Origin of the sequence: Dactylosporangium sp. NPDC049525 (assembly GCF_040676755.1) — a bacterium.
Classification (GTDB): Bacteria; Actinomycetota; Actinomycetes; order Mycobacteriales; family Micromonosporaceae; genus Dactylosporangium.
This window is the reverse complement of the sequence record NZ_JBFAPO010000069.1, coordinates 35,573-58,864: the sequence shown is the minus strand read 5'-3', so window position 1 is coordinate 58,864 and position 23,292 is coordinate 35,573. Positions and strand designations below refer to the sequence as shown.

Genomic DNA, 23,292 nt, shown 5'->3' with positions numbered 1-23,292 from the left:
CAGCTGGACTTCCTGAAGCTGTGGAAGGACAAGAAGCTCACCGCGATCGCGCCGACCTACCCGACCTACCAGTGGCGCACCCCGATCATCGCCGCTCTGAAGATCCTGGCCGGCGAGCAGGTCTCCAGCCCGTGGAAGCTGCCCCAGCCGACCATCACCCAGGACAACCTCGACAAGTACGTCGACGCCAACATGCCGCCGCTGCACTACGCCATGTGCGGCTGCACCGACCTGCCCGGCTACCCCCAGCGCTGGAAGTAGGTCTCTCGTGTACGCACTGGGTGCCAATCCCTGGATCTGGTCCTCGCCGGTCGACGACGCCGCGCTGGCCGTCATCGTGCCGCGCCTGGCGGCGTGGGGCTTCGACGCGGTCGAGCTGCCGGTCGAGCAGGTCGGTGACTGGGACCCGGTGCGCACGGCCGACCTCCTCGCCGAGCACGGCATCGCCGCGGCCGGGGTCTGCGCGGTCACCCCGCCCGGCCGCGACCTGGTGTGCACCGACGCGCCGACCGTCGCGTCGACCCAGGCCTACCTCAGGGCCTGCGTCGACGCGGCGGCGGCGGTCGGCGCGGCCTGCGTCGGGGGCCCCGTCTACGCTGCCGTCGGCCGCACCTGGCGGATGACCCCGGCGGAGCGGCAGGCGTGCTACGCCGACTTCCGGGCCGGCCTCGCCCCGGTCGCCGACTACGCGGGTGAGCGTGGCGTCGCCATCGGCGTCGAGGCGCTCAACCGGTACGAGACCAGCGTCGTCAACACGATGGCGCAGACCGTCGAGCTCATCGCCGGCCTGCCCGCCAACGTGGGGATCATGCTCGACACGTACCACATGAACATCGAGGAGAAAGATCCTTACGCGGCCGTGGCGGTGGCCGGCCCGCACATCAAGCACGTCCAGGTCAGCGGCACCGACCGCGGCGCACCCGGCAGCGACCACCTGGACTGGCCGCGGCTGCTCACGGCGCTGGACAAGGCCGGCTATGCGGGCGCGCTGTGCATCGAGTCGTTCACCGCCGACAACGCGACGATCGCCACCGCGGCGTCGATCTGGCGCCCCCTCGCGGAGTCCCAGGACCGCCTGGCCCTGGACGGCCTCGCGTATCTGCGTGGGGTCCTCGCCGGATAGCTGATCGACTACGGTCGCTCCCATGGGGAGCCTGTCGGTCTGGGTCGCGATCGTCGTCACGGTGCTGGGGCTGGTGGCCGTCATGGCCGCCGTCGCGCGCCGCCTGCTGGGCGTGCGGTTCGGCCGGGTCCGGCTGCTGCTCGCCGGCGTGCTCGGACTGCTCGTGTCCGGCCCGATCTCGCGCGGCATGGCCGGGTCCGTGCCGCGCGACACGACGTCGACGGCGCCGCTGTGGCTGCTGATTCTGGCCGTCGTCGCGTCGGTCATCGTCGCCATGGTGTTCCTGGTCGTCGCCGAGGCCCTCGTGCCGACCGGCCGGGTCACGCCGCTGCTGTGGCTGCGCGGGCTGCGGGCCCGCTCCCGCCGCACCCGGCGATACGCGCAGATCCTCGCCATCGCCGTGCGCCACGGCCTCGGCCCGTACCTGCGCGGGCGCCGCAGCGCCGCACCGGCCGCCCGGTCCCTGCGGCAGGCGCTCGAAGAGGGCGGCCTGACGTTCGTGAAGCTCGGCCAGGTCCTGTCCACCCGCCGAGACCTGGTGCCCGGCGAGTTCGTCGACGAGCTCAGCACGCTGCGGGACCGCGCCACGCCCATCGCCTGGGCCGAGGTGCAGGCGGTTCTGGCGGCGGAGTTCGGAGTGCCGCCAGACGAGCTGTTCGCCTCGATCGAGCCGGAGCCCCTCGCCGCGGCCTCCGTCGCGCAGGTGCACGCCGCCACGCTGCTGTCCGGGGCCTCGGTGGTGGTGAAGGTGCAGCGGCCCGGCCTTCGCTCCATTGTGGACCGTGACCTCGACATCGTCGGCCGGCTCGCGGCGACGCTCGAGACGCGCACCCGCTGGGGTCGCACCGCCGGCGCCGTCGGACTCGCCGACGGCTTCGCCCAGGCGGTGCGCGAGGAGCTCGACTTCCGCATCGAGGCGCGCAACCTGACGGCCGTCGCCGCCGCGGACCCCGACGGCCCGGTGACGTTCCCGGTGCCGGTCGCGGCCCTGTGCACCGAGAAGGTCCTCGTCATGAGCCGCCTGGACGGCGTGCCGCTCAGCGGCGCCGCACCGGTCGTCGCCGCGCGTGGCCTCGACGCCGCCGACCTCGCCAGGACCCTGCTGTTCTGCGTGCTGCGGCAGATCCTGGTCGCCGGGGTCTTCCACGCCGACCCGCACCCCGGCAACGTCCTGCTGCTCACCGACGGGCGGCTCGGGCTGCTCGACTTCGGCTCCGTCGGCCGGCTCGACGGCGGCGTCCGCGAGGCGCTGCAGCGGCTGCTGCTGGCCCTGGACCGCGGCGACCCGGCGGGTGCCACCGACGCGCTCCTCGGCGTCGTGGCCCGGCCCGACGAGGTCGACGAGGAGCGCCTGGAGCGCTCGCTCGGGCAGTTCATGGCGCGGTACCTCGGCACCGGCGGCGGCACGGACCCGCAGCTGTTCCGCTCGCTGCTGCGGCTCATCGCCGACTACGAGCTGACCGTCCCGCCGGAGGTCGCCGCGGTGTTCCGGGCGCTCACCACGATCGAGGGCGGGCTGGCCGAGCTGGCACCGGGATTCGACGTGATGACCGAGGCACGTGGGTTCGCCAACCGGTACTTCGCCGAACTGTGGCGCCCCGAAACGGTCCGCCAGGCCCTCACCGCCGAGCTGACCACGCTGGTGCCGGTGCTGCGCCGGCTGCCCCGCCGGGTCGACCGGATCGCCTCGGCACTGGAGCGCGGCCGGCTCGGGGTCAACGTGCGGCTGTTCGCCGACGAACGCGACCGGCGGCACGTCAGCTCGCTGGTCCATCAGGTGCTGCTGACGGTGCTCGCCGGGGTCGCGGGGATCATGGCGGTGCTGCTGCTCGGCACCGCCGGCGGCCCGATGGTGACGGCAACCCTGTCGCTGTTCGCGCTGTTCGGCTACAACCTGCTCGCGGTCGCGGCGATCTTGGCGCTGCGGGTCCTCGTCGTCATCTTCCGCACCGACCGGTGAGCGAGCCGGGGTGACTACCCCGGCAGGTGGGAGACGACGAGCGTGGCGAGCTTCTCGGTGTCGGGGCGGCTGCGGCCGGCCTGCGGGGCGTCCCTGACGCCGGTGGAGATGACGAGTAGGGCGTCGCCGACCAGCACGAGGATCTGCCCGTTCGGGGTGTCCCAGTAGGCGTCGCTGCCGAGGCCCGGGATGGCGACCGCGTCAGGTGTGCGCTGGTTCTTGAACTGGGACCGGTTGTCGGCGGCGCCCGCCGTGGTCAGTGCCCTGCGGTAGCCGACGTTGGCGTACCGCTGGTCGTCCGCGGTCCAGTACACGCAGGAGATGAACTTCGTGTCGGTCTTGCCCGGCTCGTTGTCGGTCAGCTTCGCGGGCCTGAGCACGGCGTTGAGCACCGCCTTCGCGTCGGCGGCCTGGTAGAACTCGCAACCGGCCACCGGTGGGGCCACCGCGGCCGTCTGCGCCTGCGACGGTGCCTGGGACGGCGTCTGCGTTTGCGGCGCCGGTGCGGGATCGGCGGTGGTGCCGCCCGAACATCCGGTGAGCGCGGCCATGACGAGCAGCAGCGCGAGTCCGATCGGTCGCAAGACTGGCTCCCTTCCCCGAGGCGCCGCGATGCTATCGACCGTCCGCAATGGTTCACGCGGTCGCGGCGGCGCGGATCGATGCCGCCGCGTCCTTCGACACGCTCTGCCAGTCCGCGCCGAACACCGACCGCGACGCGGCATCCAGCGGCTGGCGCCGGCGCACGACCTCGGTGAAGTACGCGAGCAGCTTCGGCTCCCCGTAGCGTTGGGCCAGGTAGCGCACGGTGAGCAGGGCGATGCCGTACAGGGCCGTGGCGTCGTCCAGCGACGCGTCCTTCCCCGGCCGGGCCGGGGTCACGGAGCCGTCCCACCGTCCGGCCGCCACGTAGCCGCGCACCGCCGGCAGGTCCTGGCGCATCGCCGAGCCGTCGCCGTCGGCGATGTACTCGGCGATGCCCTCGGTCAGCCAGAACGCCTGGGCCGGCGGGACCGTGCCGCCGAGGGTCACCACGTGGGCGAACTCGTGGGTCAGCAGCATCGTCACGCCGGCGTCGGACCTGACGTCGCGGACATTGAGGACGACGTCGGTCGCGCCCGGCTGCAGTGGCATCGCGTATGCGGCGGAGTAGGACCTGGTGGAGCCGTCGTACCAGCGCTGCCACTGCGCGTCGCCGGCGACGTACACGAAGTACCGCTGCGGCGGACCGTCGAACGAGGTGGCGAACCGGTCGTCAGTGCGGGTGGCCGCCTCGGCCGCGTTCAGCACGAGGTCCAGGGTCGCGGGGGAGACCTGCTCGCCGTCGGCCGGGCCGGCGACGGTGACCCGGGCGCCCGCCTTCGCCGTCAGCGTCGTGGTGTCCCACGGGCGGGTCGTCTGCTCGTACGCGATGAGCTGGAGCCGCCCGCGCGCCACCGACCAGGTGGTGTCGACGCGCAGGTCCACGGTCGTGCAGTCGTCCGCGCCGAAGCAGTAGGCGACGCCGACCGGCTGCCGCCACCCGTCGGCGCGCCGCTCGGGCATGCTGGTCGCCGTCAGGGTCCACCGCTTGACGTGCAGCGCGGTCAGCGAGTCGAATCGCCGGCCGGCCTGCTCGCGCAACTCCTGCCGCTCCACCGGGATCGCCCGCAGGTAGCCGTCGCGGTCGCCGCGCAGCAACGCGTCCGACTGCCGGGCCAGGACGTCTCGGATCGCGTCGAGGGGGTTCTCGTCCGGCCCGATGGCCGGCCCGGTGAGCGTGAGCCCGGCGGCGACGTGCGCGGTGGCGGGAGCGTACAGCGACAGCAGCAGCGCGACGAGCACGGTGAGGGCCGTGACGGCGGTCAGCGACAGCGCCGCCAGCGCACCGCGGTGCGGCAGCCGGGATTCGATCATGCCAGGGAATGTAGGCGCGCAACCCTCGCCCGGACGCGTGGTGCCGCGGGTCTGGCGTTTTTCCGGGAGGCATCAGGTGTACCCGTTCAGAGCGGCCATGCAGAGCGGCTGACAGGGGTCGAGTTGCGCACGGACCAGTGAGCGAACAGGATGTGGACGATCCCGCCGCGGATCTTGGCGGGCGGCGGACGAAAGGGCGGTTGACATGGACGTCGGCGACATCGTCGAGGACTTCGAGCTGGCGGACGACCAGGGCGTGACCCGGTCGCTGACGGGGCTGCTCGCGGACGGGCCGGTGGTCCTGTTCTTCTACCCCGCGGCGCTGAGCGCCGGCTGCACGGCCGAGGCCTGCCACTTCCGCGACGTCACCACCGAGCTCAAGGCCGTCGGCGGGCAGCCGGTCGGCATCAGCGGCGACACCGTGGACAAGCAAGCCGAGTTCGCCACCCGGCACCGGCTCGGCTACCCGCTGCTGTCGGACCCGGACGGTGTGGTGCGGGCGCAGTTCGGGGTCAAGCGAGGCATGCTCGGGCTCACCCCGACGTCCCGGGTCACCTTCGTCATCGACACCGACCGGCGGATCCTCGCCGTGATCCGGAGCGAGATCCGGATGGACGCCCACGCCGACAAGGCCGTCGAGGCGCTCCGCAAGCGGCAGACCGCCTGACAGGACGGGCGCTTCAGCGGTTGCGGATCGCGGACGGTCACGCCAGGATCACCGGCGTGACGCTGACTTGCTGGCGGTGCCGCCGGGACTCGCCGGCCGATGAGCCGGCGTGCGCCTGGTGCGGCGTCTGGGTCGTCGACCTCGACCCCGGGCGCGTCCCCGCGCCGCTGCGCCCCCTCCTCGGGCCGGCCCGGCGGTGGGGCATCGCCGACGACGTGTTCCGGGTGGACGCGATCGACGACGCCGCACCGCCCGAGCTCGACGACCTCGTCCACGCGGTCGACGGCGTCGACGTCGAGCAGATCGACGCATGGCTGTGCGGCCCCGAGGGCGACGCGGGGGAGCCGGCGAACGAGTACGTGGCGGTGAGCGCCCTCATGATGGCCGCCGAACTCGCCCGGCTGCGACTCGACCCGTTCTGAGCCGGCCCGCTAGCCGAGGGCCAGGTGGAGGGGGCTCAGCGCACCCAGGAACGCCTTCGCGTCGAACCGGGCGCCGAGCGAAGCGACCCCCGCAAAGGCGCCTTCGCCGGCCAGTACCAGCGCCGCGGCCTCGACCACAAGCGGTGCGGTGATCGCATAGATGTCGCGGCCGCTCGCCACCGCGCGGCGCTCCAGCCCACCGGAGCGCGCGACCACCTCGACGAGGAACGTCTGCGCCGAGCGGCCCTGCGCGTCCACCGCGACGGGTCCCGACGAGCCGGGGGCGCGCAGGTCCGCCACCGCGTTGCGCGTCATGTACGTGGCGATCTCCGGCACGTCCAGGTGGGTGGGGATGGTGGCGCTGTCGGCCATGGTGAACTCGGCGACGACCGGGCGTTGCCCGACGGGCGCCGGGAACGTCCACGACGTGTGCGGCGCGTCGCCGGCCAGGTGCTGCAGCCGGCCGCCGGTGTAGGCGATCCGCCGGCCGTCGCGGCGCTGCGCGGAGACGCGACCCGTCGCGGTGGTGCCGCGGGTGGGATGCCAGCTGCTGAGGGCGTAGGCGATGGTGATCTCGTCGGCGGCCGGCCAGTCGCCGACCGCCGCGGTGGCGAGCAGGTCGCCGAGGCCGCCGTAGAACGCGGCGGCCGGCACGATGGGGACGGCGGCGCCGGCGTAGGCGGCGAAGGTGTCGCCCACGACCTCGATCTCGGCGGTGACGTCGAGATACGGGATGCCGGCGCGGATCGCGGCCTCGATCGCCGGTGCGGCGGTGGCGGCGAACGGCCCGGCGCAGTTGATGACGGCGTCGGCGGCGCGCAACGCCTCGTCCAGGTCGGTGGTGCGCCCGCACGGGATCGGGGTCATGCCCCGCCGGCGGAGCTCGGCGACGACGAAGCCGCCGGTGTGACCGCCGGCGCCGAGGACTGCGACTCGCTGGTTCATGGCACCCAGCCTCGGGTACGCGCCGCGGCGCGACCAGTGTCCGCAACGACGGACCCCGTACAGTTTCGGACATGCACGCCGTCGCCTTGGCCGTCACGGACGGCACGCCGCTGTTCGAGCTCGCCGCGGCGTGCGAGGTCTTCGGCGTCGACCGCGGCCTGGCGCAGCCCTGGTATGACTTCAGGGTCTGCGGCGAGGACGGCGCGGCCGTCGGCGGCTGGCTCACCGCCGGCATCCGGCACGGCCTGGACGCGCTCGCCACCGCCGACACCGTGATCGTCCCGTCGTGCCGCGACCACGAAGCGCCGCAGCCGCCGGCCCTCGTCGCCGCCGTCCGCGCGGCCCACGCCGCCGGCGCCCGGGTCGCGTCGCTGTGCACGGGCGCGTTCGTGCTGGCCGAGGCCGGGCTCCTCGACGGCCGCCGGGCAACCACCCACTGGGCGCACACGGCGCTGCTGGCGGAGCGTCATCCGTCGGTGCAGGTGGACCCCGGCGTGCTCTACATCGACGACGGTGACGTGCTGACGTCGGCGGGCAAGGCCGCCGGCATGGACCTGTGCCTGCATCTGATCCGGCGGGACCACGGCACCGCGGTCGCCAACGCCCTCGCCCGCACCCTGGTCGTGCCGCCACACCGGCCGGGCGGCCAGGCGCAGTTCATCCCCGCCGCGGTCGGGCCCGGGCCGGGGCACGCCCTCGCCGCCCTGCTGCCCTGGGCCCTCGCCCGCATCGAACGGCCGCTGACCGCCAGGGACCTCGCGCGCCAGGCCGGGATGAGCACCCGCAACCTCGCCCGGCACTTCAACGCGGTGACGGGGATGGCGCCGCTGCGCTGGTTGCTGACCCAGCGGGTCGGGCTCGCGCAGGAGCTGCTGGAGACCTCGGACCTGAGCGTCGAGCAGATCGCGGCGCGGACCGGCATGGGCACCGCGACGACGCTGCGCCGGCACTTCAACCAGCAGCTCGGCGTGCCGCCGGAGACCTACCGCCGGACGTTCCGCGGGTGAGGATCCGCCGCAGGGCGGCCGCTTCCGGCGCGACGAGCGCCGGGTCGTCGCCGGGGACGAACTCGAGCAGCACGTCGATGCCGGCGGGCAGCAGTGCCGCCGCCGCGTGCCAGAGGTGGTGCCGTTCGTCCAGCCGGAGGCGGTGCGTGCCGGGCCACCACGAGAAGGCGTGCACGGCGACGATGTGCGGCAGCAGCGTCTCGAGCGTGCCGAGGGCGGCGGCGTCGGGCAGGTCGTTCGGGGGCTGCCAGTACATGGCGGCGTTGGGGCGGTCGACGTCGGCAAGCAACGCCAGGGCCGACGCCGGGGTGTCGGTGAGAGTGTTGCCGTGGCACTCGAAGGCGACCGTGATGCCGTGCCCGCCCGCCTCGTCGCAGATCCGGCGGGCCGCGGCGGCGACGGCGGCGCGCTCGTCCGGTGCCGCGTCCGCGGAGCCGGTGGTGCCGGCCCAGATGCGGATGCGGGGCGCGCCGAGGGCCGCGGCGGCCGCGACCGTTGCCCCGGCCGGGCCGGTGCAGCGGAAGTAGCTGCCGTATGCGGCGACGGCCAGCCCGGCGTCCCGGGTCCGTGCGCCGACCTCCGCGGCGGTGGCCGGGTCACCCGGTGGGACGTGGTGGTCGCCGGCCCACTCGATCGCGGCGAGACCCGCCCCGGCGGCGACGGCGACGACGTCCGCGACCGGGTGCCGGCGCAGTGTCACCGAGCACAGGCCGGCCCGGGGCGCGGTCACCGGGCCAGCCATCCGCCGTCGACGACCAGGACGTGGCCGTTGACGTAGTCGGAGGCGGGCCCGGCGAGGAACACGGCCGCGCCGACGAGGTCGTCGGGGGAGCCCCAGCGCCCGGCCGGGATCCTTTCGGTGATGGCGCGGTGCCGGTCCGGGTCGGCGCGCAGCGCCTCGGTGTTGTCGGTGGCGATGTAGCCGGGCGCGATCGCGTTGACCTGGACGCCGCGCGGGGCGAGCTCGTTGGCCATGGCGCGGGTGAGGCCGGCGACGGCGTGCTTCGTGACCGTGTACGGCGTGACGCGGACGCCGCCCTGGAACGACAGCAGGCTCGCCACGTTGACGATTTTGCCACGACCGCGGGCGGCCATCGGGGCGGCGAGCTGCTGGCTGAGGAAGAACAGGCTGGTGAGGTTCACGTCCAGGACGCGGGCCCAGTCGCCGGCGTCGACGTCCAGCACGTCGTCGCGGGTGATGATCCCGGCGTTGTTGATGACGACGTCGACGGTCTCGTCGCGGGCGACGCGGGCCGCGACGGACCTGACCCTCGCCGGGTCGGCGAGGTCGATGTCGATGACGGTGCAGCGGCGGCCGAGGGCGGTGATGGCGGCGGCGGTGTCCTCGTGCGAGGCCGCGCGGCCGGCCAGGATCAGGTCGGCCCCGGCGGCGGCGAGCCCGCACGCGACGGCCCGGCCGATGCCCCGGCTGGCGCCGGTGACCAGCGCGGTGGACCCGGAGAGGGAGAAGAGCGCCTCGACTGACATGGTTGTGGACCCTAGACTTTCTCGTGAACACGTTCAAGTATGTGGACATCATCTGAGATGAAGGAGACCCGTCATGCCGAACATCACCGTCGAGCTGCTCCGCGGCCGCAGCCTGCAGCAGCGCCGGCAGTTCGTGGAGGCGCTCACCGACGACGCGGTGACGCACCTGGGCGCCCGCCGCCAGGACGTCCGGATCGTCTTCACCGAGATCGACGGCCACGACGTCGCCAACGGCGGGGTGCTCGCCGCCGACGACGCCTCCCGCGCGGAGGTGCTGGCCCGGCACGGCCAGGCCAGCACCTCCTGACTGTGCTACGGGGTCACGGCGATGTTGGTCAGGCCCTTGACGGCATTGCTCACCGTGTTGGACGCGTAGACGATGTTCGGGTTGCCGGTGCACTTCGAGGTCGACGTCACGTTGATCGCGTAGTCACCGGCGCCGCCGAGGTCGGAGCGGTTGCCGCGCCAGACGTTGCCGCAGCCGTTGGCGAACGACGGCGTGGTGCTCGGATTGTGTGTCTCGTACCCGTTGGCGAAGGTGCCCGGGGCGCGGAACGTGCCGGTGTTGTTCTCGATGACGTAGCCGATGCCCTTGGCGTCGATCCACGAGTCGGCGGAGTTCTGCCCGGAGATGCCCTGCCCGTCGAACGTGTTGCCGCGGATCACCCCGTTGAAGGTGCCCTCCTTGATGTCGATCGCCTCGGCCGCGATGTTCGGGCCGATCCGGTTGTTGAGCACCTGGACCCGGTCGGACCGGTCGACGCCGCCGCTGTTGCCGTGGCAGCTCCAGTTGGAGTTCGCCGAGCCGATGTAGATCCCCTCGCCGTATCCGGGTTGGACGAGACCGGTGCGCTCGATGCGCGAGTTCTGGATGACGCTGTCGGCCGACGACCGGCGGAAATGCACCGCCTCCTCCTCGACGTCGTGCACGGACACGCCGTCGATCGTGGTGTGGTGGGAGTTGTCGGCCACGATGCCCTTCTTGGACTCCGCGACGGTGAACCCGACGAGGTTCCAGTAGGGCGCGTCCGCCAGCCACAGGCCGTAGCCGGAGTCCCAGCCCGCCGTCGGTGCCGGGCAGCTCGGCGCGGTCCCGGACGGTCCGTCGTTGATGAGGACGGCGCCGGCCGGGCCGGTGAGCGTGATGCGCTGCGACGCGGTGCCGTCGGCGGTGGCGACGAACGACCCGCGGTAGGTCCCCGCGGCCAGCCGGATCGTCTGCCCGGGCCGGGCGCCGGCCAGGGCCTGCTGCAGCTGCGCCGCGGTGGCGACGTCGACGATCGGCCCGGCGGGCGGCGTGCTGGGCGACGGCGATGTCGACGGTGAGGTCGACGGTGTCCGCGAGGGTGAAGGCGATGACGTCGGCGGGGTGCCGCCCGCGCACGGCCGGCCGTCGATGGTGCAGTTGGCCGGGACGCCGAGGCCGGACACGTTGAACCCGAACGTCTCCGTGGCGCCCGGTGCGATGTCGCCGTTGTACCCGGCGTTGGTGAACCTGTGATGCTGCCCGCTGCTGGTGCGCACCGAGCTCCACGAACTGCTCACGGTCGAGCCGGCCGGCAGGTCGAACTCGACGGTCCACGTCGTGGACGCGGCGTCGCCGGTGTTGCGGATGGCGTACTGGGCGCCGTACCCGGAACTCCACGTGGACGTCTGGCTGAACGCGGCGGTCAGCTGCGGTGCGGCGGCGTGGGCGACGGCGGTGAGGCCGAGAGCCACGACCGTGGCGGCGGTCAGGGCGGCCGCGCCGATGACGAGTCTTCGCATGGTGCCTCCTTCAGCAGGTCGAGCCGTTGACGCGGCAGTTGGTGGGCAGCCCGGTACCGGCGGCGTTGAAGCCGAACGTGGTGGACTTGCCCGGCTTGATCGCGCCGTTGTAGGTGGCGTTGGTGAACGTGTGGTGCTGGCCGCTGCTGGTGCGCACGGAGCTCCACGAGTTGGACACGGTCGTGCCGGACGGCAGGTCGAACTCGACCTTCCAGCCGGTGGTGGCGGTCGTGCAGCGGTTGGTGAGGGTGTACTCGGCGCCGTAGCCGTTCGACCAGGTCGACGTCCGCGCGAACGTGACCGTGAGACACCCGCCGGCAGGCGGGCTGGAAGAGGCGGACGCGGACGCCGATGGGGACGTCGAGGGAGATGTCGACGGGGACTTCGACGGGGACACCGACGGGGATGCTGAGGGTGACGTCGGTGTCGTGGTCAGCGAGCGCAGGAACAGCGAGGCGGCCGCATCCGTGCGCGACGCGTCGACGCCGTGCCCGCCGGTGTAGTCCCGCTGCTCGTTGCCGGCCCAGTCGGCGATCGGTACCCCGCCCGCGTCGAGGTGCTGCCAGCCGCTGCCGTTCCAGCCGAACTGGTACACCCGCTGCGCGTCGGCGTAGAACGGTGTGAGCGCGGCGCCGGCGGTGACCTGCTTGCGCATCGTGTTGTGGAAGAAGACGTTGCGGGGCCCGGAGGAGCCGGACCACTTGACCGCCTTCTTCCCGGCCGCCCACCAGATCGGGAACCACGTCGAGGCGTCGACCCCGCCGCCGCCCTCCTCGCCGCAGTTGGTGGTGCAGTTGGCGGAGCGGTGCTCGAACGGCACGGTCACGGTGTTGTTCTCGAAGAGGTTGTTGCGCTCCCAGCCGCCGTGAAGGTTGAGGTCGGAGTCGAAGTCGTTGCCGATGACCACGTTGCCGGACGCGGACCACTGGAACGTGAAGTGGCGCAGGTTGCGTGACGTGTTGCCGGCGTAGAGGGAGTCCCAGACGCGGGAGCCGCGGAAGTACCCGTTGCCGCCCTTGCCCTTGTTCCAGGCGCCGTCCAGGGAGTTGCCGACGATCTGCAGGTGGTAGGCCTCTTCGGTGACGATCGGGTGGGAGCCGGTCATCTCCGCGCGCACGCCGCTGACCCAGGAGTCCGCCGCCCACTTGAACACGATGCCGTGCATCTCCTGCGCCGGCGCCATGTTGCCGTAGTTGTGCACGGCCGCGGCGCGGTCCAGGCCGGGGATGTCCTGCGTGAAGGCGAGGTTCTCGAAGCCGACACCGACCACCGGGTCGACGATCGGGGAGACCTTCGAGGCGTAGGCGGCCGACCCGATCGGCGGCGAACCGTCCGATGTGGAGTCGACCGGCACGTCGAACTCCAGGGGCTTGTTGAGCGTCACCGTCCGGTTGGCGGTGTCGACCGCGGTCACGGTGAAGATCTGCTGGCGCATGTGCTGGTCCAGCAGCGTCCCGTCGCCCGGGGCGATGTTCTGCTGGGCGTAGAACTTGACGGTGTTCGCGGCCCGGACGTTGACGAGTCCGCCGACCACGAGGTTGGACAGGGAGCCGGAGCTGGCCAGATAGACGGTGGTGTCCCCGGTACGGGCGGCGAAACCCGCGTCACCCGGCTTGGCGCGCAGCGCGACGCCCACTTTCCAATGGACGTTGACGGTGCCCTCGAAGATGTCCTTGCGGTTGGCGGGTGCGGCGGCGTAGTCGGCGGCATAGGCGGAGTGCACGCCGCGGGACTGCACCCGGAACAGGCCGCGGCCGGGCCACAGCCAGCCACCCTTGCCCTGCCCGGAGGTCATCCCGTCCTCGTCCCAGTCCGAGCCGTCCTCGGTCAGGGCGTCGTAGACGGTGTTCGCGTCCGGGCGGTACACGAACTGGGTGCCGCCGGTGCCGGAGCCGGTGCCGCGCAGCACGAGGTAGTCGGCGTCGACGTGGATCTCGCGGGAGACGTTGAGCGTGCCGGCCGGCAGCGACAGCAGGCTCAGCTTCGTGTACGACGCGGACGGGCTGCACGCCGCCTTGATCGCGTCGATGGCGGCCTGGACGCCGCCGGTGTCGTCGGCGTTGTCGCCGGCCCGCACGCCGTACTGGGTGTCGAGCTCGGCGGGGGTGATCTGGCAGTTCGGGTCGGGGTTGAGCTGGCCGGCGCCGGGCAGGTCGGCGCCGCCACGGTAGCCGGCCCGGCTCCAGTCGTAGAGCCCGGCGACGGCCGGCCGCCGGTTGCCCGCCGACAGGTCGAGTCCGGCGTTCACCTGCGCATTTGAGGTTTGGGCGAGGTACACGATGCCGGCCGACGCGAGCATCACGGCTGCTGCGGGCAGCACCACGGATCTTCGGAACATTGCTACCTCCCGGGCTTAACAGCTTGGCAATGCGCTAGTAAACTGAACTCAGTCCAGCAGGTCAATAGATGTCTGTCATTTAGGTAGCTGTCCACATATGTAGACGGAGGCGACGCGGGTGCGGCGCATACTCATCACCGGTGGATCGGGCAAGGTGGCGGCGCTGCTGCGGCCCCGGCTGGCCCGGCCCGGCCGGACCCTGCGGCTGCTCGACCTGCGCCCGCCGGACCCGGTCGACGGCGCAGGGGATGAGGACTCCGTCGTTGCCGGCGTCGAGGACCTCGACGCGCTGACCGTGGCCTGCAAGGACGTCGACGCCGTGGTCCACCTCGGCGGGCTGGCCAAGGAGGACACCCAGGACAACGTGCTGCGGGTCAACGTCGCCGGCACGCTCAACGTCCTGGAGGCGGCCAGGCTGGCGGGCGTCCGCCGGGTCGTGCTCGCCTCCTCCAGTCACGCCGTGGGCTTCGCCGACGTCGCCGGTCGCACCGACGTGCCCGCCGACCTGCCGGGTCGCCCCGACACGCTGTATGGCTGGAGCAAGGTCGCCGGCGAGACTGCCGGGCAGCTCTACGCGGACCGGTTCGGCATGGACGTGCTGTGCCCGCGGATCGGCATGTGGACCGCGGTGCCGCCGTCGCTGCGTGGCCTGGTCATGTGGCTGTCACCGGACGACGGCGCCCGGCTGATCGAGGCGTGCCTGAGCGCGCCGGCGCCGGGGTTCCGGCTGCTGTGGGGGATCAGCCGCAACACCCGCCGGTGGGCGTCCCTGGCCGAGGGTGAGGCGCTCGGCTACGACCCGCAGGACGACGCGGAGCGGTTCCTGGCCGACCTCGTCGCCCGGCACGGCGAGCCGGCCGCGGACCATGACCCGACCTTGCGCCGCGCCGGCGGCGCCTGGTGCGAGATCCCGCTCGGCCGCCCGTCGAACCAGCGCTGAGCCCAGTCGATCTTGGAGGCTTTGTCCGGTCAGCGGCGGACAAAGTCTCCAAGGTTGATCAGCGGATGCCTTCGCGGCGCAGGGTGGCGACGAGGATGCCCGTGTGGCGCAGCAGGGCGTTCGCGACCCGCTCGACCTCGTCGTCGTCGGCCAGCTTGGCCGGCATCGAGCAGCTGATCGCGTCGGTCGCCGGGATCCGGTAGTCGAGCGGGACGGCGACGCACGCCACGCCGTCGGTGCCCTGCTCGTGCTCGACCGCCCAGCCCCGGGCGCGGGCCCGGTCCAGCTCGGCGAACAGCTGCTCCCGGTCGGTGATGGTGTGCGGGGTTAGCGCGTCCAGCCGCGCCGGCAGGACCTCGTCGACCTCGTCGCGGGTCAGGCAGGACAGCAGGCACTGACCCAGCGCGGTCACGTGGGCCGGCAGGCGGCGCCCGACGCGCGGCACGACGCTGGCGCCGCCGCGGGACTCGCGGCTGGCGAGATACAGCACGTGGGCGTCGTTGCGGCGCGCGTAGTGCATCGTGTAGCCGAGTTCGGCGCGCAGGTCCTCGAGGGTCTCGTAGGCGAACCGCAGGGCCGGGTCGCGGTCGAGATAGGCGGTGCCGGACAGCAGCGCGTGCGGGCCGACCCCGAACGCGGAGCCGGTCGCGTCGGCCTCCACCCACTTCATCTCCCGCAGCGTGCGGATCAGCGCGTGCAGGCTGGAGCGCGGGTAGCCCATCTTCTCCTGCAGCTCGGCCAGGGTGAGCCGGGTCGGCGAGGCGGCGAGCACCTCCAGGATGCGCACGGTGCGCTCGGCCGACTTGACCGTGGCCGTCTCGGCCGAGCTGTGGTCCTCGCGCCGCTTGCCAGCCATGACGACCACCCGTTTCCCTCAACCCGACGAGCCTGACGTGTTGACGGTCATGATACAGGACGTTAACTTGTCCCTGCACGCCTTCACATGAACGGACAGCGTCCACATATGTAGACAGGAGGCAAGGCAGTGTCTGGACGGAACCCCACGGTCAGACGTGTTGCCACACTCGCGCTCACCGGCCTGCTCATGGGTTCGGTCGCCGCCTGCGGCGCCGACGCGACCCCCGCCGCCAAGCAGGATCCGGGCTCCCAGCTTGAGATCTGGATCCGCAAACCGCCAGGGTCCAACACCGAGAAGACCGCCAAGGAACTCGCCGCCAAGTTCACCGAGCGCTCCGGTGTCCCGACGCACGTCACCGCCCTCTTCGACGACTTCGAGACCAAGCTGCAGCAGGCCGCCGCGCAGAAGCAGCTGCCCGACGTGGTCATCAACGACAGCGCCCAGCTCGGCACGCTCGTCAAGCAGGGCATCGTGCGCGAGGTCGACCGCCCCGCCATCGACGGCCAGGACAAGCTCACCCCCGCGTCCTGGGACGCCGCGAAGGGCGCCGACGGCAAGTTCTACGGCGTGCCGAACAGCGCGCAGTCCTTCGCCCTGTTCATCCGCAAGGACTGGCGGGAGAAGGTCGGCCTGCCGGTGCCGAAGACCTGGGCCGAGCTCGACGCGCTCGCCGTCGCGTTCACCACCAAGGACCCCGACGGCAACGGCAAGGCCGACACCTACGGCTACACCGTGCCCGGCTCGACCAAACGCGGCTACATGTCGTGGTACTTCACCAGTTTCCTGTGGGCCGGCGGCGGCGACTACTTCACCGAGCAGGGCGGCAAGTTCAAGCCGGCCATCGCCGATGAGAAGTCCGTGGCGGCGGTCGACTGGTTCAAGGCCCAGTTCTGCACGGCGAAGACCGTGGCACCGGGCGCGGTGACGATGGAGACCACGCAGGCGCATCCCGTGTTCGAGACGGGCAAGGCCGGCATCTACTACACCGGGCCCTACAACATGGGCCGCTTCGACAAGAACCTCGGCGCCGCCAAGTACGAGGTCGTGCCCGCCCCGCCCGGCCCCGGCGGCGGCACCGCGTCCCTGGCCGAGGGCGAGAACATCTACCTGATGGCCGGCTCGAAGAACCAGGCCGGGCAGGAGCGCTTCGCCGAGTTCGCCATCTCGGTGGAGGGCCAGACCATCGGCATGGCCGGCGACACCGACGGCAACATCGTCCGGCTCCCCGTCAACTCGCAGGTGTCGCTCTCCTCGGTCCGCAAGGACACCCGCTGGGACGTGTTCGACAAGGTCTACAAGGAGACCGGCCGGTACACCCCGGTCGTGCCCGACTGGAACCCGTTCCGCCAGGCGTCCGCGGAGACCATCAACGCCGTCGTCGCCAACTGCGGGTCCGACACGAAGCAGGAGCTGACCAAGCTCGCCGCGAACTTCCAGCAGGAACTCACCAAGCAGGGCGTGGCGGGCTGATGACGCTCGTCGCTCCTCCGAGGGTGGGCGCGCACAGCGCGTCCACCCCCGCGCCGTCCAGCAGGCGGCGCCGGCACCGGCTGCGCGGGAGCCTCGTCGCCTGGGCGTTCCTCGCGCCCGCGCTGATCCTGTTCACGCTGTTCAAGTTCGTGCCGATGGCCCGGGCGATCGGCATGAGCTTCCACGAGGTCCGGCCCTACCTCGGCGACCGCTGGGTCGGCGCCGACAACTACCGCGAGGTCGTCACCAACGATGCGTTCCTGGCCGCGATCGGGCACACCGTCGTGCTCGCCATCGGCCAGACCGCGGGCTCGATCATCCTCGGCCTGATCCTCGCCCTGCTGGTCGAGGGGCAGGCGCGCAGCCTCTGGTTCGTGCGCACCGCGGTGTTCCTGCCGACCGTCGCCGCCATGGCGGTCGTCGCCGAGGTGTGGCGGATCCTGTACTACCCGGCCCCCGACGGCGCCATCAACAGCGTCCTGGGCTGGGTCGGCGTGGGACCGTCGCAGTTCCTCAACTCGCAGGACACGTCGCTGTGGTCCGTCATGGCCGTCGGCATCTGGCGGGGCGCGCCCTACGACATGATGATCTTCATCGCCGGGCTCGCGGGCGTCGACCGGGCCCTGTACGAGGCGTCCGCAGTGGACGGTGCGAGCGCCTGGCGCCGGCTGTGGCACGTGACGCTGCCGTCGCTGCGGGCGGTCTTCGCGATCCTGTTCACCCTCGCCGCCATCCGCGGGATGCGGGTCTTCACCGAGATCTTCCTGCTGACCAACGGCGGCCCCAACGGCTCCACCGAGGTGCTCATGACCCTCATCTACAAGCTCGGCCTGGAACGCAACGAGCTCGGCGTCGCCGCCGCCGGCTCCGTGGTGCTGCTGCTGTCCACAGTGGTCCTCACCATCGCCGTGCAGAGCGCCCGGGCCCGCAGGGCGGCGCGATGAGCCGCGCCCGGCACGACACGGCCCTCGGCTTCTCCGAGATGACCGGGACCGCCGCACGTGCGCTGCGGTTCGTGGTGTACACCGCGCTGGTGCTCGTCTTCGCCGGGCCGCTGCTCGCCCTGCTCGTCAGCGCGTTCAGTCCCGTGCACGACCCGACCAGCCTCACCCTGCTGCCGCACCGGCTGACCCTGGACAACTTCCGCGCCGCGATCCGCCGCGACGTGCTCACCTACCTGCTCAACTCGTTCATCGTCGTCGGCGGTGGCTTGCTGCTGCAGGTGCTGGTGAGCGTGTCGGCCGCCTACGCCCTGGCCCGCAAGCAGTTCCCCGGCGCCCGGCTCGTCTTCCTGCTGATCCTGTCCACGATGATGCTGCCCGAGGAGATCCTTGCGATCCCGCTGTCGCTGGTGCTGGCCGACGTCCCCGTCGTGCACGTCAACCTCGTCGGCTCCCTCGTCGGCATGATCGTCCCCGTCGGGGCGTGGGCATTCTCGATCCTCGTCATGGCGGAGTTCATGCGCGAGATCCCGCTGGAGCTGGAGGAGGCGGCCCGCCTCGACGGCGCCGGCGACCTGCGGATCTTCTGGTCCGTGGTGCTGCCGCTGTGTCGGCCGGCGCTCGGCGTCATCGGCATCTTCGGCTTCACGATGATCTGGGACCAGTACATGCTGCCGCTGCTCGTCGCGCAGGACGCCGCCCAGTTCACGCTCCCCCTGGCGCTGCGCAGCCTGCGCAGCGACGAGCAGGTCGGCGTCGGCGTGCTGCTCGCCGCGTCGCTGCTGGCCCTGCTGCCGTCGGTGCTCGCGTTCCTGGCCTTCCAGCGCCAGTTCATGCGCGGACTCACGTCCGGCGCCGTTAAAGGATGAAGATGAAAGGACTCCCATGCACCTCCGTGGCCTGCTGTCGTTTCCGCTGACCCCGTTCACCGAGGACGGCAAGGTGAACCTCGCCGTGTTCACCGAGCACGTCGAGCAGCAGGTGGCGGCCGGCCCGAGCGCCCTGTTCGTCGCCTGCGGCACCGGCGAGTTCACCAGTCTCTCGCCGCAGGAGTACCGCGACGTCGTCACCGCGGCCGTCGGGGTCGCCGCCGGCCGGGTGCCGGTGTTCGCCGGCACCGGCGGCGGCGCGCAGATGGCCCGCGACTTCGCCGCCGCGGCGGCCGAGTCCGGCGCGGACGGGCTGCTGCTCCTGCCGCCGTACCTGGTGCACTCCACGCCGGCCGGGCTGGTCGAGCACGTCCGGTTCGTGGCCGAGAGCACCCACCTGCCGATCACCGTCTACCAGCGGGCCAACGCGGTGCTCGACCAGGCCGCCGCCGTCGCGCTGCTCGACCTGCCCACCGTCGCCGGGATCAAGGACGGCCGCGGTGACGTCAGCGCGATGCTCGGCCTCGTCACCGCGATCCGCACCAGCGGCCACCCGCGGGCCGCGTCGTTCGGCTTCCTCAACGGGCTGCCGACCGCGGAGCTGTCGGTGCAGGCGTACCGGTCGATCGGCGTGGAAAGCTACTCCTCGGCCGTGCTGTGCTTCGCCCCCGACATCGCCACCGCCTTCTACCGCGCCGTCGACACCGGCGACGCAGCGACCGTGCAGACCCTCCTGGCGGCGTTCTACCTGCCGTTCGTGGCGCTGCGCGACCAGGTGCCGGGTTACGCCGTCGCCCTGGTCAAGGCCGGTGCCCGGCTCGGCGGACTGGACATGGGGCCGGTCCGGCCGCCGCTGGTGGACGCCACCGAGTCCCATGTGGAGCGGCTCGCCGAGATCCTCGCCGCGGGCCGGGCGGCGCTGCGCGACCTGCGGGCGGCCGCGTGAGGATCGTCGCGGCGGTGGTGACGCCGGTCGCGTTCCCGGACCCGCCGCTGCTCAACTCGGCCGGCGTGCACGAGCCGTGGGCGCTGCGCACGATCGTCGAGCTCGACTGCGGCGACGGCCTGATCGGGCTGGGGGAGACCTTCGGCGACGCGCCGCACCTCGACCAGGTCCGCCGGGCCGCGGCGGCCCTGGCTGGCGTCGACCCGTTCGACCTCGCCGCGGGGCGCCGCGCGGTCGCGGCCGGCTGCGACCGCGCCGAGCGGGCCGACCGGCAGGATCCGGTGGCGCGGGTGTTCGCGCCGTTCGAGGTCGCGTGCCTCGACGTGCAGGCCCGCGCGGTGGGCCGGCCCGTGCACGCGTTGCTCGGCGGGCGGGTCCGCGACCACGTCGCGTTCTCCGCCTACCTGTTCTACAAGTGGGGCGCTCATCCGTCGTCCACGGAGGACGGATTCGGTGCCGCGCTCGACCCCGACGGGCTCGTGGCGCAGGCGCGGCTGTTCGTGGACCGGTACGGCTTCCGGTCCATCAAGCTCAAGGGCGGCGTCTACGAGCCGGCGGTGGAGATCGAGGCGATCCAGGCGCTGCGGGCCGCGTTCCCCGAGCATCCGCTGCGGCTCGACCCCAACTGCGCCTGGACCGTCGACACGTCGGCGAAGGTCGCCGTGGCCACCGCCGGCCTCCTGGAGTATCTCGAGGACCCGACGCCCGGCATCGACGGCATGGCCGAGGTCGCCCGCGACGCGCCGATGCCCCTCGCGACCAACATGTGCGTCGTGCGGACCGATCACCTGCGGCCCGCGTTCACCCAGGGTGCGGTCGGCGTCGTCCTCGCCGACCACCACTTCTGGGGCGGGCTGCGGGCGTCGGCCGACCTCGCCGCCGTGTGCCGGGCGTGGGACGTCGGCGTCTCCATGCACTCCAACAGCCACCTCGGCATCAGCCTTGCCGCCATGGTCCAGCTCGGCGCGGCCCTGCCGAACCTCACCTACGCCGCGGACACCCACACCCCGTGGCAGGACGGCGTCGACGTGGTCACCGCGCCACTGCCCATCGTGGACGGCTCGGTCGCGGTGCCGTCGTCGCCGGGGCTGGGCGTCGAGCTCGACCGGGACCAGCTCGCCCGCCTGCACGAGCGCTACGAGCGCTGCGGGATCCGGGTCCGCGACGACACCGCCTACATGCGCACCGTGGATCCGGCGTACCGGAAGCTGCGCCCGCGATGGTGACGCTGGCCGGACACGCGTACTGCTGGGACGTGCTCGGCGACCCCGCGTTCGCCGACCGGGCCACGGCGCTGCGCCTCGACACCGTGACGCTCGCCGCGGCGTATCACAGCGTCCGCGCCGCGACCCCGCTGCACCCGCGCCACCGGGTCGTCGAGGCCCGGTACGCGGCGCTCTACCGGCCGGTGCGCGCATCGGCGTGGCACGGCCGGCGGCTCGCCCCGCTCGCGCCGGACTGGACCGGCGACCCCGACCCCTTCCGCGCCGCCGCCGCGGCCCTGCACGCGCGCGGGCTCGGCGTCACGGCGTGGGTGGTGCTGACCCACAACACCCGCCTCGGCACCGAACACCCCGACGTCACGGTCGTCAACTGCTTCGGCGACCGGTACCCCTACGCGCTGTGTCCATCATGGACGGAGGTGCGCGACTACGCGGCGCTGCTCACCGCCGAGGCGGTCCGGGACGTGCCGGTGCGCGCCGTGTCCCTCGAGTCGTGCGGGCAGATGGGCGTCGCGCACGCCGGGCACCACGACAAGACCAGCGGCGCCTGGGACCTCGACGAACAGCGGCGGCTGTCGGTCTGCTGCTGCGCCGCGTGCCGGCGCGGGTGGGCCGCCGCGGGCGCCGACCCCGACCGGATCGCCGACCGGCTCCGGCACGGGCCGCTGCCGCCCGATGACACCGCGGTCGTCGTCGGCGCCCGGCTGCGGGCCGCGGCGGCGATGCGGGCGCAGTGCACCGCCGCCCTCGACGGCATCCCGGTGCTGCTGCACGCCTCCACCGACCCGTGGGCCACCGGGCCGTCGCCCGGCCACGCCGCCTCGGGACGCCTGCTGCTCAACGCCTGGGCCGGCACACCTGAGACCGTGGCCGCGGTCGCGGGCGCCGCCGCGCAGGGTGCGACGGTCCACGCCTACGTGACCGCGCTGGCCGGGGCGGACCTGCCCGGGCACGTGCGGGCACTGGTCGCCGCCGGGGCCGCCGGCATCAGCCTGTATCACCTCGGGCTCGCCTCGCGTTCCGGGTGGCGGACCCTGCACACCATCGCCGAGACGCTGGAGAAGCCGTGAACCGCACCTGGGACCCCGACCGGCGCCGTGCCGCGCTGCACGCCCTCGCCGACGCACTGACCGGTGCCCGCGACCGGATCCTGCCGGTCGCCGCCGCCGAGACCGGCCTCGGCGAGGCCCGGCTCACCGCCGAACTCGACCGCACCACCGGCCAACTGCGGCTCCTCGGGGACCGTATCGCCACGGCCGGCGCCGCGGTCATCGCACCCGGCGCCGCGGCCGGCGGCGCCGACGTCGTGCGGATCCGCGTCCCGGTCGGGCCGGTCGCGGTGTTCGCCGCGTCGAACTTCCCCCTTGCCTTCGGGGTCCTCGGCGGCGACACGGCCGCCGCGCTCGCCGCCGGCTGCCCCGTCGTCGTCAAGGCCCACCCGGCCCAGCCACGCACCGCGGACCTCCTCGCCGGCATCGCGACCGAGGTCCTGCCCGACGGCATGTTCCGCCTCGTGCACGGTGGCGCGGACGCCTCCATCGCGCTGGTGCGCGACCCGTCGATCCGGGCGGTCGCCTTCACCGGGTCCCCGTCCGGCGGGCGGGCGCTCATGGACGCGGCCGCGGCCCGCCCCGACCCGATCCCCGTGTACGCGGAGATGGGCTCGCTGAACCCGGTCTTCGTCCTGCCGTCGGCGCTGCCGGTGCCGACCTGGCCGGCGACGCTCGCCGCCGCCGTCACCGGCTCGGCCGGGCAGCTGTGCACCAAGCCCGGGCTCGTCGTCGTGCCCGCTTCCACTGCTTCCAATGCTTTCACTGCGGCGTTCGGTACCGCCGTCGCGGCGGCCGATCCGTTCGAGCGGATGCTGACCCCGGCGATGGCGGACGCGCACGCGCAGTGGCGGACCCGCGCCGCCGGTCACGGTGTGGTGACCGGCGGCGCGTCACCCCGGCACGCGTTCACCGTCGAGGTCGACGCGCTCGACGGCGAACTCCTCGAAGAGCACTTCGGCCCGGCGGCCGTCGTCCTGCGCGCCCCCGTCGAACGCTACGCCGAGATCGCCGCCGCCCTGCCCGGCTCCCTCACCGCGACGATCCTGGCCGACCCCGCCGACGAGCTGCTGCCGGCGTTGCTGGCCGCGCTGATCCCCCTGGCCGGGCGGGTCATCCTCAACGGCGTCCCCACCGGCGTCGCGGTCTGCGAGGCGATGCACCACGGCGGGCCGTGGCCGTCGGCCTCGAACCCGCTGCACACCTCGGTCGGCACCCAGGCCGTCGACCGCTTCCTGCGCCCGGTCGCCCTGCAGGGCTTCCCACCCGAGCTGGCCACGGGCGGTCAGGTCGTCTCGAGGACCTTCATGTAGACGGCGTTCAGGATGCTCCACCGCCCGGCGATCACACCATGGAAACGCAGCATGCCGAGCCTCCCGGCC

General features: G+C 72.9%; 22 protein-coding genes and 1 pseudogene. 15 read left to right on the top strand and 8 right to left on the bottom strand.

The features are described 5' to 3' along the window. From AB0K00_RS50145 to AB0K00_RS50135, 3 genes and pseudogenes are all read left to right on the top strand, one after another. A pseudogene (locus AB0K00_RS50145) lies at window positions 1-261 on the top strand (ABC transporter substrate-binding protein); the annotation flags it as partial. A gap of 7 nt (window positions 262-268) precedes the next feature. Beyond that, on the top strand, window positions 269-1,123 hold the full coding sequence (locus AB0K00_RS50140; protein WP_363537671.1) for a sugar phosphate isomerase/epimerase family protein: 855 nt from the start codon (window positions 269-271) through the stop codon (window positions 1,121-1,123). Window positions 1,124-1,145: 22 nt separating this feature from the next. Further along, the gene (locus AB0K00_RS50135; RefSeq protein WP_363537669.1) at window positions 1,146-3,083 is read left to right on the top strand and encodes an AarF/UbiB family protein; all 1,938 of its coding nucleotides are present in this window, start codon (window positions 1,146-1,148) and stop codon (window positions 3,081-3,083) included. A 14-nt stretch (window positions 3,084-3,097) separates the two neighbouring features. On the opposite strand, the gene AB0K00_RS50130 is transcribed toward AB0K00_RS50135, so the two are convergent. Together AB0K00_RS50130 and AB0K00_RS50125 are read right to left on the bottom strand one after the other, a co-directional pair. Next, on the bottom strand, window positions 3,098-3,667 hold the full coding sequence (locus AB0K00_RS50130) for a hypothetical protein (protein WP_363537667.1): 570 nt from the start codon (window positions 3,665-3,667) through the stop codon (window positions 3,098-3,100). Window positions 3,668-3,719: 52 nt separating this feature from the next. Next, complete coding sequence (locus AB0K00_RS50125; protein ID WP_363537665.1) at window positions 3,720-4,979, bottom strand: hypothetical protein; 1,260 nt, start codon at window positions 4,977-4,979, stop codon at window positions 3,720-3,722. A 205-nt stretch (window positions 4,980-5,184) separates the two neighbouring features. Between AB0K00_RS50125 and AB0K00_RS50120 the strand changes: the two genes are divergently transcribed. Both AB0K00_RS50120 and AB0K00_RS50115 read left to right on the top strand, forming a co-directional pair. Then, a complete protein-coding gene (locus tag AB0K00_RS50120) occupies window positions 5,185-5,646 on the top strand; it encodes a peroxiredoxin (RefSeq protein WP_363537663.1) in 462 nt (153 codons plus the stop codon). A 56-nt stretch (window positions 5,647-5,702) separates the two neighbouring features. Continuing rightward, a complete protein-coding gene (locus AB0K00_RS50115; RefSeq protein WP_363537661.1) occupies window positions 5,703-6,068 on the top strand; it encodes a hypothetical protein in 366 nt (121 codons plus the stop codon). Window positions 6,069-6,077: 9 nt separating this feature from the next. On the opposite strand, the gene AB0K00_RS50110 is transcribed toward AB0K00_RS50115, so the two are convergent. Then, the gene (locus tag AB0K00_RS50110) at window positions 6,078-7,013 is read right to left on the bottom strand and encodes a saccharopine dehydrogenase (RefSeq protein WP_363537659.1); all 936 of its coding nucleotides are present in this window, start codon (window positions 7,011-7,013) and stop codon (window positions 6,078-6,080) included. 71 nt (window positions 7,014-7,084) lie between these two features. On the opposite strand from AB0K00_RS50110, the gene AB0K00_RS50105 reads away from it, so the two are divergent. After that, window positions 7,085-8,020, top strand: a complete 936-nt coding sequence (locus AB0K00_RS50105; RefSeq protein ID WP_363537657.1) for a helix-turn-helix domain-containing protein — start codon at window positions 7,085-7,087, stop codon at window positions 8,018-8,020. Here the strand turns inward: AB0K00_RS50105 and AB0K00_RS50100 are convergent. Together AB0K00_RS50100 and AB0K00_RS50095 are read right to left on the bottom strand one after the other, a co-directional pair. Continuing rightward, window positions 7,965-8,750: a TIM barrel protein gene (locus AB0K00_RS50100; RefSeq protein ID WP_363537655.1), complete on the bottom strand. Its 786-nt coding sequence runs from the start codon at window positions 8,748-8,750 to the stop codon at window positions 7,965-7,967. The two genes, AB0K00_RS50105 and AB0K00_RS50100, sit on opposite strands and share 56 nt — an antisense overlap. Beyond that, window positions 8,747-9,508, bottom strand: a complete 762-nt coding sequence (locus AB0K00_RS50095; RefSeq protein WP_363537653.1) for an SDR family oxidoreductase — start codon at window positions 9,506-9,508, stop codon at window positions 8,747-8,749. Before AB0K00_RS50095 ends, AB0K00_RS50100 begins: the two co-directional genes overlap by 4 nt. Before the next feature lie 73 nt (window positions 9,509-9,581). Here AB0K00_RS50095 and AB0K00_RS50090 point away from each other — a divergent pair, with 73 nt between their 5' ends. Then, a complete protein-coding gene (locus AB0K00_RS50090; RefSeq protein WP_363537651.1) occupies window positions 9,582-9,815 on the top strand; it encodes a tautomerase family protein in 234 nt (77 codons plus the stop codon). 5 nt (window positions 9,816-9,820) lie between these two features. Here the strand turns inward: AB0K00_RS50090 and AB0K00_RS50085 are convergent, their stop codons facing one another. Together AB0K00_RS50085 and AB0K00_RS50080 are read right to left on the bottom strand one after the other, a co-directional pair. Beyond that, complete coding sequence (locus AB0K00_RS50085; protein ID WP_363537649.1) at window positions 9,821-11,275, bottom strand: cellulose binding domain-containing protein; 1,455 nt, start codon at window positions 11,273-11,275, stop codon at window positions 9,821-9,823. A gap of 10 nt (window positions 11,276-11,285) precedes the next feature. Next, window positions 11,286-13,613: a cellulose-binding domain-containing protein gene (locus tag AB0K00_RS50080; RefSeq protein WP_363537647.1), complete on the bottom strand. Its 2,328-nt coding sequence runs from the start codon at window positions 13,611-13,613 to the stop codon at window positions 11,286-11,288. 118 nt (window positions 13,614-13,731) lie between these two features. Between AB0K00_RS50080 and AB0K00_RS50075 the strand changes: the two genes are divergently transcribed. Continuing rightward, entirely contained in the window at window positions 13,732-14,553 is an 822-nt protein-coding gene (locus tag AB0K00_RS50075; RefSeq protein ID WP_363537646.1) for an NAD(P)-dependent oxidoreductase, read from the top strand. A 58-nt stretch (window positions 14,554-14,611) separates the two neighbouring features. On the opposite strand, the gene AB0K00_RS50070 is transcribed toward AB0K00_RS50075, so the two are convergent. Next, on the bottom strand, window positions 14,612-15,409 hold the full coding sequence (locus AB0K00_RS50070; RefSeq protein ID WP_363537644.1) for an IclR family transcriptional regulator: 798 nt from the start codon (window positions 15,407-15,409) through the stop codon (window positions 14,612-14,614). Between the two features lie 129 nt (window positions 15,410-15,538). Here AB0K00_RS50070 and AB0K00_RS50065 point away from each other — a divergent pair, with 129 nt between their 5' ends. From AB0K00_RS50065 to AB0K00_RS50035, 7 genes are read left to right on the top strand one after another with little or no spacing between them, the layout of a single operon-like run. Beyond that, window positions 15,539-16,882: a sugar ABC transporter substrate-binding protein gene (locus tag AB0K00_RS50065; protein WP_363537642.1), complete on the top strand. Its 1,344-nt coding sequence runs from the start codon at window positions 15,539-15,541 to the stop codon at window positions 16,880-16,882. Continuing rightward, window positions 16,882-17,826, top strand: coding sequence for a sugar ABC transporter permease (locus AB0K00_RS50060; RefSeq protein ID WP_363537640.1), 945 nt, complete (start codon window positions 16,882-16,884; stop codon window positions 17,824-17,826). The genes AB0K00_RS50065 and AB0K00_RS50060 overlap by 1 nt, the downstream gene beginning before the upstream one ends. Beyond that, entirely contained in the window at window positions 17,823-18,692 is an 870-nt protein-coding gene (locus AB0K00_RS50055) for a carbohydrate ABC transporter permease (protein WP_363537638.1), read from the top strand. The genes AB0K00_RS50060 and AB0K00_RS50055 overlap by 4 nt, the downstream gene beginning before the upstream one ends. Window positions 18,693-18,708: 16 nt before the next feature. Continuing rightward, window positions 18,709-19,638, top strand: a complete 930-nt coding sequence (locus AB0K00_RS50050; protein WP_363537636.1) for a 5-dehydro-4-deoxyglucarate dehydratase — start codon at window positions 18,709-18,711, stop codon at window positions 19,636-19,638. Then, window positions 19,635-20,864, top strand: a complete 1,230-nt coding sequence (locus AB0K00_RS50045; protein WP_363537634.1) for an enolase C-terminal domain-like protein — start codon at window positions 19,635-19,637, stop codon at window positions 20,862-20,864. Before AB0K00_RS50050 ends, AB0K00_RS50045 begins: the two co-directional genes overlap by 4 nt. After that, window positions 20,858-21,931, top strand: coding sequence for a hypothetical protein (locus tag AB0K00_RS50040; protein ID WP_363537632.1), 1,074 nt, complete (start codon window positions 20,858-20,860; stop codon window positions 21,929-21,931). The genes AB0K00_RS50045 and AB0K00_RS50040 overlap by 7 nt, the downstream gene beginning before the upstream one ends. Beyond that, a complete protein-coding gene (locus tag AB0K00_RS50035; RefSeq protein ID WP_363537630.1) occupies window positions 21,928-23,223 on the top strand; it encodes an aldehyde dehydrogenase family protein in 1,296 nt (431 codons plus the stop codon). Before AB0K00_RS50040 ends, AB0K00_RS50035 begins: the two co-directional genes overlap by 4 nt. The last annotated feature ends 69 nt before the right edge of the window (window positions 23,224-23,292 follow it).

Excerpts from the sequence above, each read along its gene's own strand:
- AB0K00_RS50125 (WP_363537665.1), bottom strand. The coding sequence starts at position 4,979 with ATGATCGAATCCCGGCTGCCGCACCGCGGTGCGCTGGCGGCGCTGTCG.
- AB0K00_RS50110 (WP_363537659.1), bottom strand. The coding sequence starts at position 7,013 with ATGAACCAGCGAGTCGCAGTCCTCGGCGCCGGCGGTCACACCGGCGGC.
- AB0K00_RS50060 (WP_363537640.1), top strand. The coding sequence starts at position 16,882 with ATGACGCTCGTCGCTCCTCCGAGGGTGGGCGCGCACAGCGCGTCCACC.
- AB0K00_RS50135 (WP_363537669.1), top strand. The coding sequence starts at position 1,146 with ATGGGGAGCCTGTCGGTCTGGGTCGCGATCGTCGTCACGGTGCTGGGG.
- AB0K00_RS50070 (WP_363537644.1), bottom strand. The coding sequence starts at position 15,409 with ATGGCTGGCAAGCGGCGCGAGGACCACAGCTCGGCCGAGACGGCCACG.
- AB0K00_RS50105 (WP_363537657.1), top strand. The coding sequence starts at position 7,085 with ATGCACGCCGTCGCCTTGGCCGTCACGGACGGCACGCCGCTGTTCGAG.
- AB0K00_RS50055 (WP_363537638.1), top strand. The coding sequence starts at position 17,823 with ATGAGCCGCGCCCGGCACGACACGGCCCTCGGCTTCTCCGAGATGACC.
- AB0K00_RS50095 (WP_363537653.1), bottom strand. The coding sequence starts at position 9,508 with ATGTCAGTCGAGGCGCTCTTCTCCCTCTCCGGGTCCACCGCGCTGGTC.
- AB0K00_RS50080 (WP_363537647.1), bottom strand. The coding sequence starts at position 13,613 with ATGTTCCGAAGATCCGTGGTGCTGCCCGCAGCAGCCGTGATGCTCGCG.
- AB0K00_RS50040 (WP_363537632.1), top strand. The coding sequence starts at position 20,858 with ATGGTGACGCTGGCCGGACACGCGTACTGCTGGGACGTGCTCGGCGAC.
- AB0K00_RS50120 (WP_363537663.1), top strand. The coding sequence starts at position 5,185 with ATGGACGTCGGCGACATCGTCGAGGACTTCGAGCTGGCGGACGACCAG.
- AB0K00_RS50050 (WP_363537636.1), top strand. The coding sequence starts at position 18,709 with ATGCACCTCCGTGGCCTGCTGTCGTTTCCGCTGACCCCGTTCACCGAG.
- AB0K00_RS50090 (WP_363537651.1), top strand. The coding sequence starts at position 9,582 with ATGCCGAACATCACCGTCGAGCTGCTCCGCGGCCGCAGCCTGCAGCAG.
- AB0K00_RS50085 (WP_363537649.1), bottom strand. The coding sequence starts at position 11,275 with ATGCGAAGACTCGTCATCGGCGCGGCCGCCCTGACCGCCGCCACGGTC.